Genomic DNA, 15,192 nt, shown 5'->3' with positions numbered 1-15,192 from the left:
GCGGTCTACGCGACGAGCTCGCCGAACGCGGACTCCTCGTCGCGGCCGAAGCTGAGCGCGTCGTCGTCGCGCATCCGGCGCAGCGAGCGCCAGATGCTGCTCTTCACCGTGCCGACGCTGATGCCGAGTATGTCGGCGATCTCCGGGTCGGTGCGGCCCTCGTAGTAGCGGAGCACCAGCATGGTGCGCTGCTGCTCGGGCAGCCGGGCGAGGGCCTGCCACAGGACGGCGCGCAGCTCGGTGCCGCCCATCTCGTCGGTGTCGCCGACCGTCTCGGGCAGCTCCTCCGTCGGGTACTCGTTGAGCTTGCGCCGCCGCCAGGCGCTGATGTGCAGGTTGGTCATGGTGCGCCGCAGGTAGCCGCCGACGGCGGCCTTGTCGCTGATCCGGTCCCACGCGCGGTACGTGGAGAACAGCGCGCTCTGCAGCAGGTCCTCCGCGGCGAAGCGGTCACCCGTGAGGTGGTACGCGGTCGCGTAGAGGGAGGCGCGGCGCTCCTGGACGTAGGCGGTGAACTCCGCCTCCGTGTCCGTGGCGGGGGCCTGCGGCGCCGAGGGCGCCGCCGGCTCCAGCGGTGTGATGTACGCGGGCCGTTGCTTGACCACCGTGTTCCCCGACGTGCGTCCGGCGCCGCGGGCGTACCCCCGTCCGCTCGCGGCGCCGGACATCTCGGTGGTCCTGGCAACGGAGTGCGCACGCGTCGAGTGGACCGCGGCGGTGGTGGTGCCGAGCAGTGCGTTCATGTCGCGCCCCCGTCGATGGAACCTGCAGCGTGGTTTCCGGCGTCGCAGCCTGTGCGGCGTGCGCTCTTCCGATGTGGCTCCAGACTGCCGGGCCAGTTTCATGGGGCTGTCCGCCGAGTGTCACAGGCCCGCAACAGAGGTCCGCGGCCCGAGGGATGCGCAAGGCGTCCTGCGGGGTGCCCGTGGCACGAGTTGTCCCCGCACTTCATCAGGCCACCCGAGGTAGGCAACAATGTCCGGCGTGCCCTTCCTGTTGCTGATCGAGGATGACGACGCCATCCGCACCGGTCTCGAACTCGGCCTGTCCCGCCAGGGCCACCGTGTGGTGGCCGCGGCGACGGGCGAGGACGGCCTGAAGCTCCTCAAGGAGCAGCGTCCCGACCTGATCGTGCTCGACGTGATGCTGCCGGGTATCGACGGCTTCGAGGTGTGCCGGCGTATCCGGCGCACCGACCAGCTGCCGATCATCCTGCTCACCGCGCGCAGTGACGACATCGACGTGGTGGTCGGACTGGAGTCCGGCGCCGACGACTATGTGATCAAGCCGGTCCAGCCCCGGGTGCTGGACGCCCGCATCCGGGCGGTGCTGCGCCGCGGCGAGCGGGACAGCACCGACTCCGCGGCCTTCGGCTCGATCGTCATCGACCGCAGTGCGATGACGGTGACCAAGGACGGCGAGGACCTGCAGCTCACTCCGACCGAACTGCGGCTGCTGCTGGAGCTGAGCCGCAGGCCCGGCCAGGCGCTGTCCCGCCAGCAGCTGCTGCGGCTGGTGTGGGAGCACGACTACCTGGGCGACTCGCGCCTGGTGGACGCGTGCGTGCAGCGGCTGCGCGCCAAGATCGAGGACGTCCCCTCCTCGCCGGCCCTGATCCGTACCGTCCGCGGTGTCGGCTACCGCCTGGACACCCCGCAGTGACCTCTGGTCCAGGCGGTGGCAGGTGGGGGTCGGGCATCCTGCGCTGGACGAGCCTGCGGCTGCGGCTGGTCGCGGTCTTCGCGGCGGTCGCGCTGACCGCCGCGGTGTCGGTGTCCGGCATCGCGTACTGGCTGAACCGCGACGCCGTGCTGACGCGTGCGCAGAACAGCGCGCTCAACGACTTCCGCGACTCGCTGCAGCGCAACGCCGCGTCGCTGCCGGTCGGCCCGACCTGCCAGTCGCTGCAGACCGCCGCGGGGCGGATAGGCGGGCCCGACACCTACCAGGTGGTGCTGATCAGCACCGGTCCCGACAGCCAGGAGTGCGCGCAGCCGTCCAACCGCGACGTCTTCACGCTCGACGACGTACCGGCGACGCTGCAGAAGGCCGTCAACACCGTGCACACCAAGGACGACGGCAAGTACCACCTGCACTGGGAGCGGATCTCGCTGCAGGGCCGGCCGTACCTGGTGGCGGGCGCCAAGATCAACGGCGACGGGCCGACCGGCTACATGCTCAAGTCGCTGGACGCGGAGCGCAAGGACCTCAACTCGCTGGCCTGGTCGCTGGGCATCGCGACGCTGCTGGCGCTGATCGGCTCCGCGCTGCTCGCGCAGGCCGCGGGCGCGGCGGTGCTGCGGCCGGTACGGCGGCTCGGCGAGGCCGCACAGCGGCTGGGCGAGGGGCACCTGGACACCCGCCTGAAGGTGTCGGGCACCGACGAGCTGGCCGAGATGTCGCGGACGTTCAACAACGCGGCGGAGGCGCTGGAGACCCGGGTCGAGGAGCTGAGCGCCCGGGAGGCGGCCAGCCGCCGCTTCGTCGCGGACATGTCGCACGAGCTGCGCACCCCGCTGACCGCGATCACCGCGGTCAGCGACGTGCTGGAGGACGAGGCGGAGGCGCTCGACCCGATGATCGCTCCCGCCGTACGCCTGGTGGTCAGCGAGACCCGGCGGCTGAACGAACTGGTGGAGACGCTGATGGAGGTCACCCGGTTCGACGCGGGTACCGCGAAGCTCCGGGTGGACGAGGTGGACGTCGGTGAGCAGGTGATGGCCTGCATGGACGCCAGGGCCTGGCTGGACTCGGTGGAGCTGGACGCGCCCCGCGGGGTGCTCGCCACCCTCGACCCGCGCCGGCTGGACGTGATCATGGCGAACCTGATCGGCAACGCCCTCAAGCACGGCGGCTCGCCGGTACGGGTCACCGTCCGCGGCACGGACGGCGGCGCGGACGGCAGCGCGGAGGACGGCGCGGAGGACGGCGACTTCATCGAGGTCGCGGTCTCCGACCGCGGGCCCGGCATCCCCGAGGACGTGCTGCCGCACGTCTTCGACCGCTTCTACAAGGCCGACGCCTCCCGGGCGCGCTCCGAGGGCAGCGGTCTCGGCCTGTCCATCGCGATGGAGAACGCCCACATCCACGGCGGCGACATCACCGCCGCGAACGGCCCGTCGGGCGGCGCCGTCTTCACCCTGCGGCTGCCCCGGCACCCGCGCGGCGACGAGGCGGCCGACGCCGTCAACGGCGGCACCTCCGAGGGCGGCCCCGCCGGTGGTGCGCGATGAGGCGCTCCCGTGGCTCCGGCGGCCTCGCCGCCGCCGGTGCCGTGCTGCTCGCGGTGCTGCCGCTGGCCACCGGCTGCGGCATCCGTACGACCTCCGTGCCGGTCGACGCGGGACCCGCGCCCTCGCGGGTGTCCTGCGCGGTGCCGAAGCCGGAGAACTCGCCCGGCGTGACGGACGCGCAGGTCGAGCACGTCTACCTGGTGTGCGGGATGCAGACCACGCCGGTGCCGCGGACGGTGCAGGTGCGGCAGCGCGCGACCGGGCGGGTCGAGCAGGTCAGGGAGCTGATCGCGCAGCTCCAGCGCAGCGTGCTGGGCGCCGAGGCAAAGGCCGGCTTCGCCACGACCGTGCCGGGCACCCTGGAGGTCGCGGGACCCGCCCCCGGCGACCGGTTCGACGCGCTGCGGCTCGGCCAGCCGATCGAGGACCTGCCGTCCTTCGCGCTGGCGCAGATCGTCTGCACGATCGCGGTGAGCGACCTGGCCTCGCCCGGCCACAGCGTCGTCCTCGGCGGCCCGGAGCCCGGCGGCAAGGTCCGCCGCTACACCTGCACACCGGATCTGCGCACCCGCCCCCAGGCCGCCGACACCGCGGGCTCCGAGGTCGGCTGACCCGGGGCGGTCCTACGGGGGGCCGTACGGGGCGGGGGGGGCGGCGCGGGGGAGTGCGGGGCGTCACACCCCCGCGGTGGGAACCGGAGTGCGAAGGTCCCGCGTCTTGGGCGGTGTGCAGCACGATGGCTTCAAGTACCGGGTGCGCGCGGCCGGCCTCCTGCTGACCGCCGCTTACCTCGCTTTCGCCGCCTGGCTGCTGCTGCGCCCGCACTATGTGGCCTGGGTGCCGTCGCCCAACCTGCGGCCGTTCGGCACGATCAGGGCGGACCTGCGGATGGGTACCGGACAGGCGGCCCGTCATCTCCTGGCGGGCCTGGGCCTGCTGGCCCCGCTCGGCATACTGCTGCCGATGGCCGGCGGCCGGATCGAGACGTCAGGCGTGGCGTCCTTCGTACGTACCGTCTTCGCCGGCCTGATGGTGTCGATCTCGTTCGAGTTCACCCAGACCATGGTCCCGGGCCAGCTCTTCGACGTCGACGCGCTCATCCTCAACACGGCGGGCGTGGCGCTGGCCCACCTGCTGGTCGTTCCCGCGACCCGCCGCCACCTGCGCCGCCGGGAGCTCCTCCCGCAGCAAGAGGGTGCCCCACAAGGACGCGGGGAGCTGCGCGAGCAACGACCCGCACCCCTGTAGGGCGCCTCCTTCACCTGTGGCGGGTTCAGCCGCCGATGGGCAGGCCCCCGAGGAGCCCGGTGACGGGTGCGACCTGGGTGCCGTCGAGGTGGTTGCCCGCGGGCAGCAGGCCGGTCGGGTTGCCTGGCAGCGCCGCCGTCCCGTTGGACAGGGCGCTCTGGGCGGCGCTGGCTCCGGGAACGAGGTTGGTGGCCGAGCCCATCGGGAGCGAGCCGAGAGCGACGGTCGGGGAGGCGGCGGACGCGGTGCCGGCCGCCGCAGCGGCGAAGGCAAGTCCGAGTGCACCTGTTGCGAGAGTCTTCTTCGTTCGGGTCTGCATAACTCCGGAACGTAGTCACGCATTGACTCGCGGTGCAACCGGCGTGGCGCGTCGGTGCCGCCCGAACGTCCCTGCGTGCGTCCGGCCCGCCGTCAGCCCTCGCTGCCGGCGGATCCGCTGGCCAGCGGCCGTTCCGCGGTCGCCTGGTCGAAGAGCCACTCGGCCTTCAACTCGGCATAACCCGGCTTGATGACCTCGTTGATCATGGCGAGACGTTCGTCGAAAGGGATGAACGCCGACTTCATCGCGTTGACGGTGAACCACTGCATGTCGTCGAGCGTGTATCCGAACGCCTCGACCAGGTGCTCGAACTCCCGGCTCAGACTGGTGCCGGACATCAGGCGGTTGTCGGTGTTGACCGTCACCCGGAAGTACAGCCGCCGCAGCAGGCCGATCGGATGCTCGGCGTACGAACTGGCCGCACCCGTCTGGAGGTTGGACGTCGGGCACATCTCCAGCGGCACGCGCTTGTCGCGGACGTACGACGCGAGGCGGCCGAGCGAGACCTGGCCGCCGGGGCCGGCCTCGATGTCGTCGATGATCCGCACCCCGTGGCCGAGGCGGTCGGCGCCGCACCACTGGAGCGCCTGCCAGATCGAGGGCAGGCCGAACGCCTCGCCGGCGTGGATCGTGAAGTGGTTGTTCTCCCGCTTCAGGTAATCGAACGCGTCGAGGTGACGGGTGGGCGGGTAACCCGCCTCCGCGCCCGCGATGTCGAAGCCGACGACGCCCGAGTCGCGGTAGGAGTTGGCCAGTTCGGCGATCTCCTGGGAGCGGGCCGCGTGCCGCATCGCGGTGAGCAGCGCGCCGACCCTGATCCGGTCACCGTTCTCCCGCGCCCGCCGCTCGCCGTCGCGGAAGCCGGTGTTGACCGCCTCGACGACCTCTTCGAGGGTGAGCCCGCCCTCCAGGTGCTGCTCGGGGGCATACCGCACCTCGGCGTAGACGACGCCGTCCGCGGCCAGGTCCTCGGCGCACTCGGCGGCGACCCGGATCAGCGCGTCACGGGTCTGCATCACCGCGCAGGTGTGGGCGAAGGTTTCCAGGTACCGTTCGAGTGAGCCGGAGTCGGCGGCGGCCCTGAACCACGTCCCGAGCTTGTCGGGGTCGGTCTCGGGCAGCCCGTCGTAGCCGGTCTCCCGCGCGATGTCGACGACGGTGCCGGGGCGCAGGCCACCGTCCAGGTGGTCGTGCAGCAGCACCTTGGGGGCACGGCGGATCTGTTCCCGGGTCGGAACGCCCGGTTTCGGGTTCTGCATGCGCGAGACTCTACGCCCTACGCGCGTAGAACTCGTCGACGGGGCAATTATTTTCCGCCCGGCCATACTGTGCACACCCCTGCGTCTGCGATCGTTGCGCCATGGCTTCACAAGCATTACCGGCGCGTGGCGCCCGGCTCGGGCGCCCCGTCGCGCCCGGCCTGGTGCCGGGGCCGCGGCAGCGTTCCGACGACGGGGCCATGGGCGCCACCGTCCGCGCCGTCGTGCTCGCGCTGCCCGGTGGCGACGCGTTGAGCACCCGGCGCCGATCCCCGGTGGCCGCCGCCGTCATGTGGCCGCTGGCCCGGCACCTGGTGCGCCAGGGACTGGCCGACGGCGTCGCCGCCCATGTCGTCCACTACCGCTTCCGCGGCTGGAACGGCGGCCACGCGCACCCGGCGGAGGACGCCGAGTGGGCCGTCGGCGAGGCGGTCAGGCGGTACGGCGACGTGCCGGTGTGCCTGGTCGGCATGGACATGGGCGGGCGGGCCGCGCTGCACGCCGCGGGGCACCCTGCGGTGGGCTCCGTGGTGGCCCTCTCGCCGTGGCTCCCGGGCGGCCCTGAACCGGAGCCGGTCAAGCAGCTGATCGGCCGCCACGTGATGATCGTCCACGGCACCCAGGACGACTCCACCGACCCGGACCTCTCCTACCGCTTCGCGGAACGGGCCAAGAAGGTCAACCACCAGGTCTGCCGCTTCGAGGTCCACTCCGACGGCCACAGCCTGCACCAGCACCGGTCCGAAGTCTTCGCCCTCACCACGGACTTCGTCCTCGGCTCCCTCCTCGACCGCCCCTACGCCCGCCCGGTCGCCGACGCTCTGGCGGCCCCCCCGCCCCTGGGCCTGCGCATGCCCCTGGCCACGGGCTTCGGACGGGCGCTGCGCGACTAGCCCGCGCTTCTGCCCGTTGACCGCGGGAGCACCTCCGACCCGTGCCGAGCTGTGCCCGGAACCGCCTCGCCCGGCCGCAGGCCGCTGCTCAGCCGATGGACAGCAGGACGATCAGGACGATCGCGCCGGCCGCGGCAGGGGCCAGGACCTCCCAGCACCAGCGCACCACCGGTGCCGTGGCCTCCTCCGTGCCGGCGGCGCCCTCGTGGCGCTCCGCCAGGTCGCGGAGTTCGGACAGGGCCTGGTCCGACCATGCCCGCACCGTCGGGTCGGTGCCGGGGGCGGGGCGCTGGGAGCGGACCTGGGAGGTGGGGCGGCGGCCGGAGCCGGGGGTGAACGCGTCGTCGCCGGCCGCCTTCGCCCGCGCGGTCTGCCGGGCGGCCCGCTTCCGCGCCCGCAGCGAGACCGGGATGGCCCAGAGCTGGTACTTCTTGCCGCCGGCCAGCAGCTCGGTGGAGTACGAGGAGCGCACGCCGTCCACCCCGGCCCACGGCACGGTGATCGTGCGGAAGGGGTTGCGCACCCGGATGCGGTCGGAGTTCGCGAAGACCGCGGGCCGCAGCGTGAGCGCCACGATCAGCGGCAGCGCCAGCAGCATCGCCGCGATGGCCAGCCACGGCGCGTGGCCCTTGCCGTTGGCGATCGCGTCGCCGCCGAGCCAGCACGCGACCGCGATCAGCCCCACCCCGCCGACCATGCCGGCCATCGAGCGGTAGGCGCGGTCGGCGTACTGCGGCTGTCCGGGGGCGCCTCCGGACGGCGGGGTCGGGCGGTCGGACCTCGGGCTCGTCATAACGACCGATTGTGCACGACGCGGATGCGCTGCCGGGCCACGACCCGGTTGCGGTCCCGTCTCGGCGCCCCGCGCTCCGTGCTCCCGCCCCGGGGCCGTCCCCGAGCAGCGGGTTCCCCGCCGCGCCCGGAAAGGCCCTGGTCGCCCCCGCCGGGAAGGAGCCGGGCGCCGCGCCCATACCCTGTCTCCAGGGGGACCCCGGGTAGTGACACGCTGCTACGCGCGTAGATATGCTGAGCTGGTGACCATGTCCTCTGTTGTTCCCGCATACGGCCCAGACGCCCCCGGCCGGCTGGCCGGCCTCGCCGACGTCACGGCGTCGGACGCCGCCCTGCGGCGGTTCCTGCACGGGCTGCCCGGCGTCGACGCCGTCGGCCTCGAAGCCAGAGCCGCCGGCCTCGGCACCCGGTCGATCAAGACGACGGCGAAGGCGTACGCCATCGACCTGGCGATCTCGATGATCGACCTGACGACCCTGGAAGGCTCCGACACCCACGGCAAGGTCAGGGCGCTGTGCGCCAAGGGCCGCAGGCCGGACCCGACGGACCCCGGCACCCCGCACGTCGCCGCGATCTGCGTGTACCCCGACATGGTCGCGGTGGCCCGGGAGGCGCTGGGCGACGGCTCCGGCATCAGCGTCGCCTCGGTCGCGACGGCCTTCCCGGCCGGCCGGGTCGCGCTGCCGGTCAAGCTCGCCGACACCGCGGACGCGGTCGCCGCGGGGGCCGACGAGATCGACATGGTCATCGACCGCGGCGCCTTCCTGTCCGGCCGCTACATGGAGGTCTTCGAGGAGATCAGGGCGGTCAAGCAGGCCTGCGCCCGTCCCGGGGGAGGGAGCGCCGCCCACCTCAAGGTGATCTTCGAGAACGGCGAGCTGTCGACGTACGACAACATCCGCCGCTGCTCGTGGCTGGCGATGCTGGCCGGCGCGGACTTCATCAAGACCTCGACCGGCAAGGTCGCGGTCAACGCCACCCCCGCGAACACCCTGCTGATGCTGGAGGCGGTCCGCGACTTCCGCGACGCGGTCGGCGTCCAGGTCGGGGTCAAGCCGGCCGGCGGCATCAGGACGTCCAAGGACGCGATCAAGTACCTGGTGATGGTCAACGAGACGCTCGGCGACGACTGGCTCTCGCCCGACTGGTTCCGCTTCGGCGCCTCCAGCCTGCTCAACGATCTGCTGATGCAGCGGCAGAAGCTCAGCACCGGCCGGTATTCCGGTCCCGACTACGTCACGGTGGACTGACCCATGGCCAACGAGAAATTCGCCTACGCGCCCGCGCCGGAGTCCCGCGCCGTCGTCGATCTGGCCCCGTCCTACGGGCTGTTCATCGACGGCGAGTTCGCCGAAGCCGCCGACGGCACCGTCTTCAAGACCGTCTCGCCGTCCAGCGAGGAGGTGCTCGCCGAGGTCGCACGGGCCGGCGAGGCCGACGTGGACCGGGCGGTGAAGGCGGCCCGCAAGGCGTTCCAGAGCTGGGGCGCGCTGCCGGGCGCCGAGCGCGGCAAGTACCTGTTCCGTATCGCCCGCATCCTCCAGGAGCGCTCGCGCGAGCTGGCGGTGCTGGAGTCGCTGGACAACGGCAAGCCGATCCGCGAGACCCGCGACGTCGACCTCCCGCTGGTCGCCGCGCACTTCTTCTACTACGCCGGGTGGGCCGACAAGCTCTCCTACGCCGGCTACGGTCCCGACCCGCGCCCGCTGGGAGTGGCCGGGCAGGTCATCCCGTGGAACTTCCCGCTGCTGATGCTGGCCTGGAAGATCGCGCCGGCGCTGGCCGCGGGCAACACGGTCGTCCTCAAGCCGGCCGAGACCACCCCGCTGTCCGCGCTGTTCTTCGCCGACGTGTGCCGGCAGGCGGGGCTGCCGCGCGGCGTCGTCAACATCCTCACCGGCTACGGTGACGCGGGCGCCGCGCTGGTCGCGCACCCGGACGTGGACAAGGTCGCCTTCACCGGCTCCACCGGGGTCGGCCGGGCCATCGCCCGCAGCGTCGCGGGGACGCGCAAGAAGGTCACGCTCGAACTCGGCGGCAAGGCCGCGAACATCGTCTTCGACGACGCGCCGATCGACCAGGCCGTCGAGGGCATCGTCAACGGCATCTTCTTCAACCAGGGCCACGTGTGCTGCGCCGGGTCGCGGCTGCTGGTGCAGGAGTCGGTGCAGGAGGAGGTGCTCGACGCGCTCAAGCGGCGGATGAGCACGCTGCGGGTCGGCGACCCGCTGGACAAGAACACCGACATCGGGGCGATCAACTCCGCCGAGCAGCTGGCGCGGATCACCTCGCTGGCCGAGGCGGGCGAGGCCGAGGGCGCGGAGCGCTGGGCGCCGGCCTGCGAACTGCCCTCGTCGGGCTACTGGTTCGCGCCGACCCTCTTCACCGGGGTCACCCAGGCGCACCGGATCGCCCGCGAGGAGATCTTCGGCCCCGTGCTGTCGGTGCTGACCTTCCGCACCCCGGCGGAGGCGGTCGAGAAGGCCAACAACACGCCGTACGGCCTGTCGGCCGGCATCTGGACCGAGAAGGGCTCGCGCATCCTGTCGATGGCGAACAAGCTGCGGGCCGGCGTGGTGTGGGCCAACACCTTCAACAAGTTCGACCCGACCTCGCCGTTCGGCGGTTACAAGGAGTCCGGCTACGGCCGGGAAGGCGGCCGGCACGGCCTGGAAGGGTACCTGGCCGGAGCGGCCGACCCGACGAGCGAGCATGCGAGTGAGAAGGAGAGCGCGACCAATGAAGGTGTCTGAGCAGTCGCGTCTCGCCGTGTTCAAGACCTACAAGCTGTACGTGGGGGGCAAGTTCCCCCGTTCCGAGAGCGGCCGGGTGTACGAGGTGACGGACTCCAAGGGCGGTCACTGGCTCGCCAACGCACCGCTGTCGTCCCGCAAGGACGCCCGCGACGCGGTCGTCGCGGCCCGCAAGGCGGTGCCCGGCTGGTCCGGCGCGACCGCGTACAACCGCGGGCAGGTGCTCTACCGCGTCGCGGAGATGCTGGAGGGCCGCCGCGAGCAGTTCACCCGCGAGGTCGCCGACGCGGAGGGGCTGTCGAAGTCCAAGGCCGCCGCGGTGGTGGACGCGGCGGTGGACCGCTGGGTCTGGTACGCCGGCTGGACCGACAAGATCGCCCAGGTGGTGGGCGGTGCCAACCCGGTGGCGGGACCCTTCTTCAACCTGTCCACGCCCGAGCCGACCGGCGTGGTCGCGGTCCTGGCCCCGCAGGACTCGTCGCTGCTCGGCCTGGTCTCGGTGCTGGCCCCGGTGATCGCCACCGGCAACGCCGCCGTGGTGGTCGCCGCGGAGCGCGCCCCCCTCCCGGCCCTGTCCTTCGGCGAGGTCCTGGCCACCTCCGACGTCCCCGCGGGCGTGGTGAACATCCTCTCCGGCCGCACCGCGGAACTGTCCGCCCCGCTCGCGTCCCACCAGGACGTCAACGCCCTCGACCTGACCGGCGCCCCCGCCGAGCTGGCCGCGGAGCTCGAAGCGTCGGCAGCCGACACCCTCAAGCGCGTCCGCCGCCCTTCCCCGGCGGCCGAGGACTGGACCCGCGACCCGGGCACCTCCCGCCTGACAGCCTGGCTGGAAACCAAGACGGTCTGGCACCCGATCGGCGTCTAGGGCCGTTGCGAACTCCCCCCGTCAGCCGGTGAGCAGGCCGGTGGCCGGGCCGGCGAGGGGGAGGGTGGACAGGGAGCCGCCGCGGGTGACCTGGTCGGTGACGGTGGTGGTCGACAGCGGCTTGAAGTCGGCGACCTGGGAGCCGAGGCCGTTGTCGAGGGGGTCCACGCCGGTGTTGGACAGCGGGTCGAGGGGCAGGTGCCTGACCGGCTCGACGCCGGCGCCCAGAGCGGTGGTCAGGGTCTGGGTCGGTGCGGCGTCCAGGAGCGCGCTGTCAGGAACGGCCGCCCCGGCGGGTGCGGGGGCGGCCGCCATCGCGGCGGTGGCCGGTGCGAGGGTCGCCGCCGCGGCGGTCAGGGCGAGCGTGAGAGCGGTACGCAGAGATGACATGGGCTCAGCGTAGTGCTTCGATCGCGCTGAGTAGTTTCCCTCCCGGCCGGGATCACCCGTGCGGGGATACGGGAGAATGGTTTTCCGTGAGTTCACTTCCCGCCCGCGTGATCCTGCTGGCCGGGCCTTCCGGCTCGGGCAAGTCCTCGCTCGCCGCCCGTACCGGCTTGCCGGTGCTCGCGCTCGACGACTTCTACAAGGACGGCGACGACCCGTCGCTGCCGCCGCTCCCCGGCGGCGGGTACGACTGGGACGCTCCCCAGTCCTGGAACGCCGACGCCGCGCTCGCGGCGATCGCCGCGCTGTGCGCGGAGGGCGCCGCGGACACGCCTGTCTACGACATCGGCGCCAGCGCCGCCACCGGGTCCACCCGGCTGGACCTCGGCGGTGCGCCGCTGTTCGTCGCCGAAGGGATCTTCGCCGCGGAGATCGTCGTCCGCTGCCGCGAACTCGGCCTGCTCGCGGACGCGTTGTGCCTCCGCGGGCGCCCCTCCACGACGGCTCGCCGCCGTTTCCTGCGCGACCTGCGCGAGGGCCGCAAGGCGGTGCCCTTCCTGCTGCGCAGGGGCTGGCACCTGATGCGCGCCGAGCGCACGATCGTCGCCCGCCAGGTCGCCCTCGGCTGCGCCCCCGTCGACGGGGCGACCGCCCTCACCCGCATCCTCACGACCCCCCTGGCCGAGACCGTCGCCCCCTAGCAGCCGCCCCCGCGGCCGTCTCCACCGCGTCCACCTTCATCGCCGGGATCGTGGTGGCCATGATGGTCACCCCGATCATCTGCTCGATCATCCGCGAGGTCTTCTCGCAGGCTCCGGTCGGCGAACGCGAGGGCGCCCACGCGCTCGGCGCGACCCGCTGGGGCACGATCCGCTCGGTCGTGCTGCCGTTCTGCAAGGGCGGCATGATCGGCGGCACGATGCTGGGTCTGGGCCGCGCCCTGGGCGAGACCATCGGCGTCTACATGATCATCTCCCCGGTCTTCGCCATCCAGCCGCACATCCTGCAGAGCGGCACCAGCTCGGTGTCCTCGCTGATCGCCCCGCAGTACGGCGAGGCCGGCAACCCGCAGGACTCGCGTACGTCCGACTATGTCAACGGCCGCTTCGGCTGACCGGGCGCGGGGAGCGGCGCTGCACCCCCGGCGGAAGCCCGCGCCGGAGGGGGCGCCGTCAGGTCTGGAGGGCGTACAGCTTGTGATCCGCGCTGCCGGCGTAGAGCACCCCGCCCGCGAGGGTCAGCGGCGACCCGATCGCGCCGCCGGTGGAGAAGGCCCAGCGCCTCTTTCCGGTGGCGGTGTCCACCGCGTACACGCTCTTGTCGTCGCTGCCCACGTAGACCACGCCGTCCGCCACCACCGGGGTGGAGAAGACGCTGTTGCCGGTGTGGAAGGCCCAGCGCTGCGCGCCCGTCGCCGCGTTCAGGGCGTACAGGTACTCGATCTCGTCGCCGGCGTAGACCACGCCGCCGGCCACCGCCGGCGGCGAGAAGGCCCGGTAACCGGCGCCCGGGATCGTGAACTTGCGGCCTCTGCGCGCCCAGCGCTGCTTGCCCGTCGCGGCGTCCACCGCGAACAGCCGGTCGCTGGACACGTAGACCAGGCCGCCGGCCACGGCGGGGGACGAGTCCACGTAGTCGCCGGTGGCGAACTCCCAGCGCTTCCTGCCCGTCGCGGCGTCCAGCGCGTACAGGTAGTCGTCCCAACTGGCGACGTAGACCGTGCCGCCGACCACGGTCGGCCGCGCTTCCACCATGCCGTCCTTGCGGCAGCGGAAACTCCAGCGCTTCTTGCCCGTGACGGCGTCCACGGCGTACAGGTTCTCGTCGTTGCTCCCGACGTACACGACGTCGCCGGCCACGACCGGCGGCGAGTCGATGGTGCTTCCGGTGGGGAAGGCCCAGCGCTTCTCGCCGGTCGCGGCGTCCAGGGCGTAGAGGTTGTTGTCGTGGGTGCCGACGTAGACGACGCCGTTCGCGACGGCGGGCGACGAGTAGAGCGCGTTGTCGGTGGGGAAAGACCAGCGCTTCCTGCCCGTCGCGGCGTCCACGGCGTAGAGGTTCTTGTCGTTGCTGCCGAAGTAGACGACGCCGTTCGCGACGGCCGGCGCGGTGTGCACCTCGTCGTCGGTGGCGAAGGCCCATATCTGCTGGCCTGACGCGTGCGTGGGCTGCGGAGTGCTGCTCACGGGGCGGCTCTTGGGCGTGGTCGTGTGCCCGGCGGAGGGCGGGCCGGCGGCCCCGGAGCCCCCGTCGGAGAGCTTCCAGGCCGCGACGGCCGTTCCTGCGGCGAGCGCGGTACCGGTCAGGGCGAGCAGGGCGCCGCGCCGCGAGAGGGGGGCCGGAGCCCCGTCCGGCGCGGTCCCGGCCGGCGCGTCCGGCGAGGCGGAGACGGCGTGGTCCGCGGTCCTGGTGGGCGCCTCGTGCGGGCTCGGGCGGCCCGGGTCGGGGCGCGTCACCGGCGGCGCGGCGGGGAGGTCCGGTGCGGTGGGCGTCGGCGCGGGTGAGGCGTCCGGCACGGTGGCGAGCGGGGTGCGCGGCAGCTCGCCGGTGGCCTGCTCCCGCACCAGCCGGTTGACCGCGTCGGGCAGCCAGCCGGGCTCCGCGGGCAGCAGCGCCGCATCGGACGGCTCCCCGTCGCCCCGTACGGTCATCCGCCGGAGCAGGTCGGCCACCGTCGGCCGCCGGTCGGGCTCCTTGGCCAGGCAGGCCGCGACGATCCCGCGCAGCTCCTGCGGCAGGGCGTCGAGGTCGGGCTGCTCGTACACGGCGCGGAAGTGCAGGGCGTGCGGGGTGCCGGTGCCGAACGGGCCGACTCCTGCCGCGGTGTACGCCATCACCGCGCCGAGCGAGAAGACGTCGCTGGCCGGGCCGACGGGCCGGCCGGTGAGCTGTTCAGGGGACATGAAGCCGGGGGTGCCGATCGTCATGCCGGTGCGGGTCAGGGCGCTGGCCTCGCTCGCCGAGGAGATCCCGAAGTCGATCACCCTGGGGCCGTCGGGGGCCAGCAGGACGTTCGAGGGCTTCAGGTCGCGGTGGACGACGCCCGCCGCGTGGATCGCCTCCAGAGCCTCGGCCAGTCCCGCCCCGAGCGCGAACACCGACCCGGCGGGCCAGGGGCCGTGCCGGGCGACGGCCTCGCCCAGCGGCACACCGGACACGTAGACCGTCGCCAGCCAGGCGGGGGAGCCGTCGGGGTCCGCGTCGACCACGCCGGCGGTGAAGGCCCCGTTCACCCTGCGGGCGGCCGTCACCTCGCGGGCGAAGCGGCGCCGGAAGTCGCCGTCGCCCGCCAGCTCCGGCCGCACGACCTTCACCGCGACGGGACGCCCGCCGGGCGAGCGCCCCAGGTACACCTGGCCCATGCCGCCCGCGCCGATCCGCGCCACGATGCGATACCGGCCGACGTGCCGCGGATCCTCGGGCTCCAGGACGTCGAACAC

At 73.0% G+C, this 15,192-nt stretch carries 16 protein-coding genes; 10 read left to right on the top strand and 6 right to left on the bottom strand.

Annotated elements, in window-relative coordinates; all coding sequences use genetic code 11:
- Positions 1-5: 5 nt before the first annotated feature.
- A complete protein-coding gene (locus NFU81_RS22690; protein ID WP_251492788.1) occupies positions 6-743 on the bottom strand; it encodes a SigE family RNA polymerase sigma factor in 738 nt (245 codons plus the stop codon).
- 241 nt (positions 744-984) lie between these two features.
- Here NFU81_RS22690 and NFU81_RS22685 point away from each other — a divergent pair, with 241 nt between their 5' ends.
- From NFU81_RS22685 to NFU81_RS22670, 4 genes are all read left to right on the top strand, one after another.
- Entirely contained in the window at positions 985-1,662 is a 678-nt protein-coding gene (locus NFU81_RS22685) for a response regulator transcription factor (RefSeq protein ID WP_198535922.1), read from the top strand.
- The gene (locus tag NFU81_RS22680; RefSeq protein WP_251492786.1) at positions 1,659-3,233 is read left to right on the top strand and encodes a sensor histidine kinase; all 1,575 of its coding nucleotides are present in this window, start codon (positions 1,659-1,661) and stop codon (positions 3,231-3,233) included. The genes NFU81_RS22685 and NFU81_RS22680 overlap by 4 nt, the downstream gene beginning before the upstream one ends.
- Positions 3,230-3,844, top strand: coding sequence for a hypothetical protein (locus NFU81_RS22675; RefSeq protein ID WP_251492784.1), 615 nt, complete (start codon positions 3,230-3,232; stop codon positions 3,842-3,844). The genes NFU81_RS22680 and NFU81_RS22675 overlap by 4 nt, the downstream gene beginning before the upstream one ends.
- A 115-nt stretch (positions 3,845-3,959) precedes the next feature.
- Positions 3,960-4,481, top strand: coding sequence for a VanZ family protein (locus NFU81_RS22670; protein WP_251492832.1), 522 nt, complete (start codon positions 3,960-3,962; stop codon positions 4,479-4,481).
- Between the two features lie 25 nt (positions 4,482-4,506).
- Here NFU81_RS22670 and NFU81_RS22665 read toward each other — a convergent pair whose 3' ends face one another.
- Positions 4,507-4,800 carry a hypothetical protein gene (locus tag NFU81_RS22665; protein WP_251492782.1) on the bottom strand — a complete coding sequence of 98 codons (294 nt, stop codon included), beginning with the start codon at positions 4,798-4,800 and terminating at the stop codon, positions 4,507-4,509.
- A gap of 92 nt (positions 4,801-4,892) precedes the next feature.
- On the bottom strand, positions 4,893-6,059 hold the full coding sequence (locus NFU81_RS22660; RefSeq protein WP_251492780.1) for an adenosine deaminase: 1,167 nt from the start codon (positions 6,057-6,059) through the stop codon (positions 4,893-4,895).
- A 101-nt stretch (positions 6,060-6,160) separates the two neighbouring features.
- On the opposite strand from NFU81_RS22660, the gene NFU81_RS22655 reads away from it, so the two are divergent.
- Entirely contained in the window at positions 6,161-6,952 is a 792-nt protein-coding gene (locus NFU81_RS22655; protein WP_251492778.1) for a dienelactone hydrolase family protein, read from the top strand.
- A gap of 88 nt (positions 6,953-7,040) precedes the next feature.
- Here NFU81_RS22655 and NFU81_RS22650 read toward each other — a convergent pair whose 3' ends face one another.
- Positions 7,041-7,745, bottom strand: a complete 705-nt coding sequence (locus NFU81_RS22650) for a PH domain-containing protein (protein ID WP_251492776.1) — start codon at positions 7,743-7,745, stop codon at positions 7,041-7,043.
- Between the two features lie 247 nt (positions 7,746-7,992).
- On the opposite strand from NFU81_RS22650, the gene deoC reads away from it, so the two are divergent.
- The 3 genes from deoC to NFU81_RS22635 are packed head-to-tail and all read left to right on the top strand — an operon-like array spanning position 7,993 to position 11,365.
- Entirely contained in the window at positions 7,993-8,994 is a 1,002-nt protein-coding gene (deoC, locus tag NFU81_RS22645) for a deoxyribose-phosphate aldolase (RefSeq protein ID WP_251492830.1), read from the top strand.
- Positions 8,995-8,997: 3 nt separating this feature from the next.
- Positions 8,998-10,497: an aldehyde dehydrogenase family protein gene (locus NFU81_RS22640; RefSeq protein ID WP_251492774.1), complete on the top strand. Its 1,500-nt coding sequence runs from the start codon at positions 8,998-9,000 to the stop codon at positions 10,495-10,497.
- A complete protein-coding gene (locus tag NFU81_RS22635) occupies positions 10,490-11,365 on the top strand; it encodes an aldehyde dehydrogenase family protein (protein WP_251492827.1) in 876 nt (291 codons plus the stop codon). Before NFU81_RS22640 ends, NFU81_RS22635 begins: the two co-directional genes overlap by 8 nt.
- A 21-nt stretch (positions 11,366-11,386) precedes the next feature.
- Here the strand turns inward: NFU81_RS22635 and NFU81_RS22630 are convergent, their stop codons facing one another.
- On the bottom strand, positions 11,387-11,755 hold the full coding sequence (locus tag NFU81_RS22630; protein ID WP_251492772.1) for a hypothetical protein: 369 nt from the start codon (positions 11,753-11,755) through the stop codon (positions 11,387-11,389).
- Between the two features lie 86 nt (positions 11,756-11,841).
- On the opposite strand from NFU81_RS22630, the gene NFU81_RS22625 reads away from it, so the two are divergent.
- Together NFU81_RS22625 and NFU81_RS22620 are read left to right on the top strand one after the other, a co-directional pair.
- Positions 11,842-12,453, top strand: coding sequence for an ATP-binding protein (locus tag NFU81_RS22625; protein ID WP_251492770.1), 612 nt, complete (start codon positions 11,842-11,844; stop codon positions 12,451-12,453).
- Positions 12,454-12,503: 50 nt separating this feature from the next.
- Positions 12,504-12,866, top strand: coding sequence for a PstC family ABC transporter permease (locus NFU81_RS22620; RefSeq protein ID WP_274038141.1), 363 nt, complete (start codon positions 12,504-12,506; stop codon positions 12,864-12,866).
- Between the two features lie 58 nt (positions 12,867-12,924).
- Here NFU81_RS22620 and NFU81_RS22615 read toward each other — a convergent pair whose 3' ends face one another.
- Positions 12,925-15,192, bottom strand: a complete 2,268-nt coding sequence (locus NFU81_RS22615) for an outer membrane protein assembly factor BamB family protein (RefSeq protein WP_251492766.1) — start codon at positions 15,190-15,192, stop codon at positions 12,925-12,927.

The sequence above is a fragment of the Actinacidiphila cocklensis genome (assembly GCF_907177275.1).
In the GTDB taxonomy this organism is placed as follows: domain Bacteria; phylum Actinomycetota; class Actinomycetes; order Streptomycetales; family Streptomycetaceae; genus Actinacidiphila; species Actinacidiphila cocklensis.
This window is presented reverse-complemented; position numbering and strand designations above follow the sequence as displayed.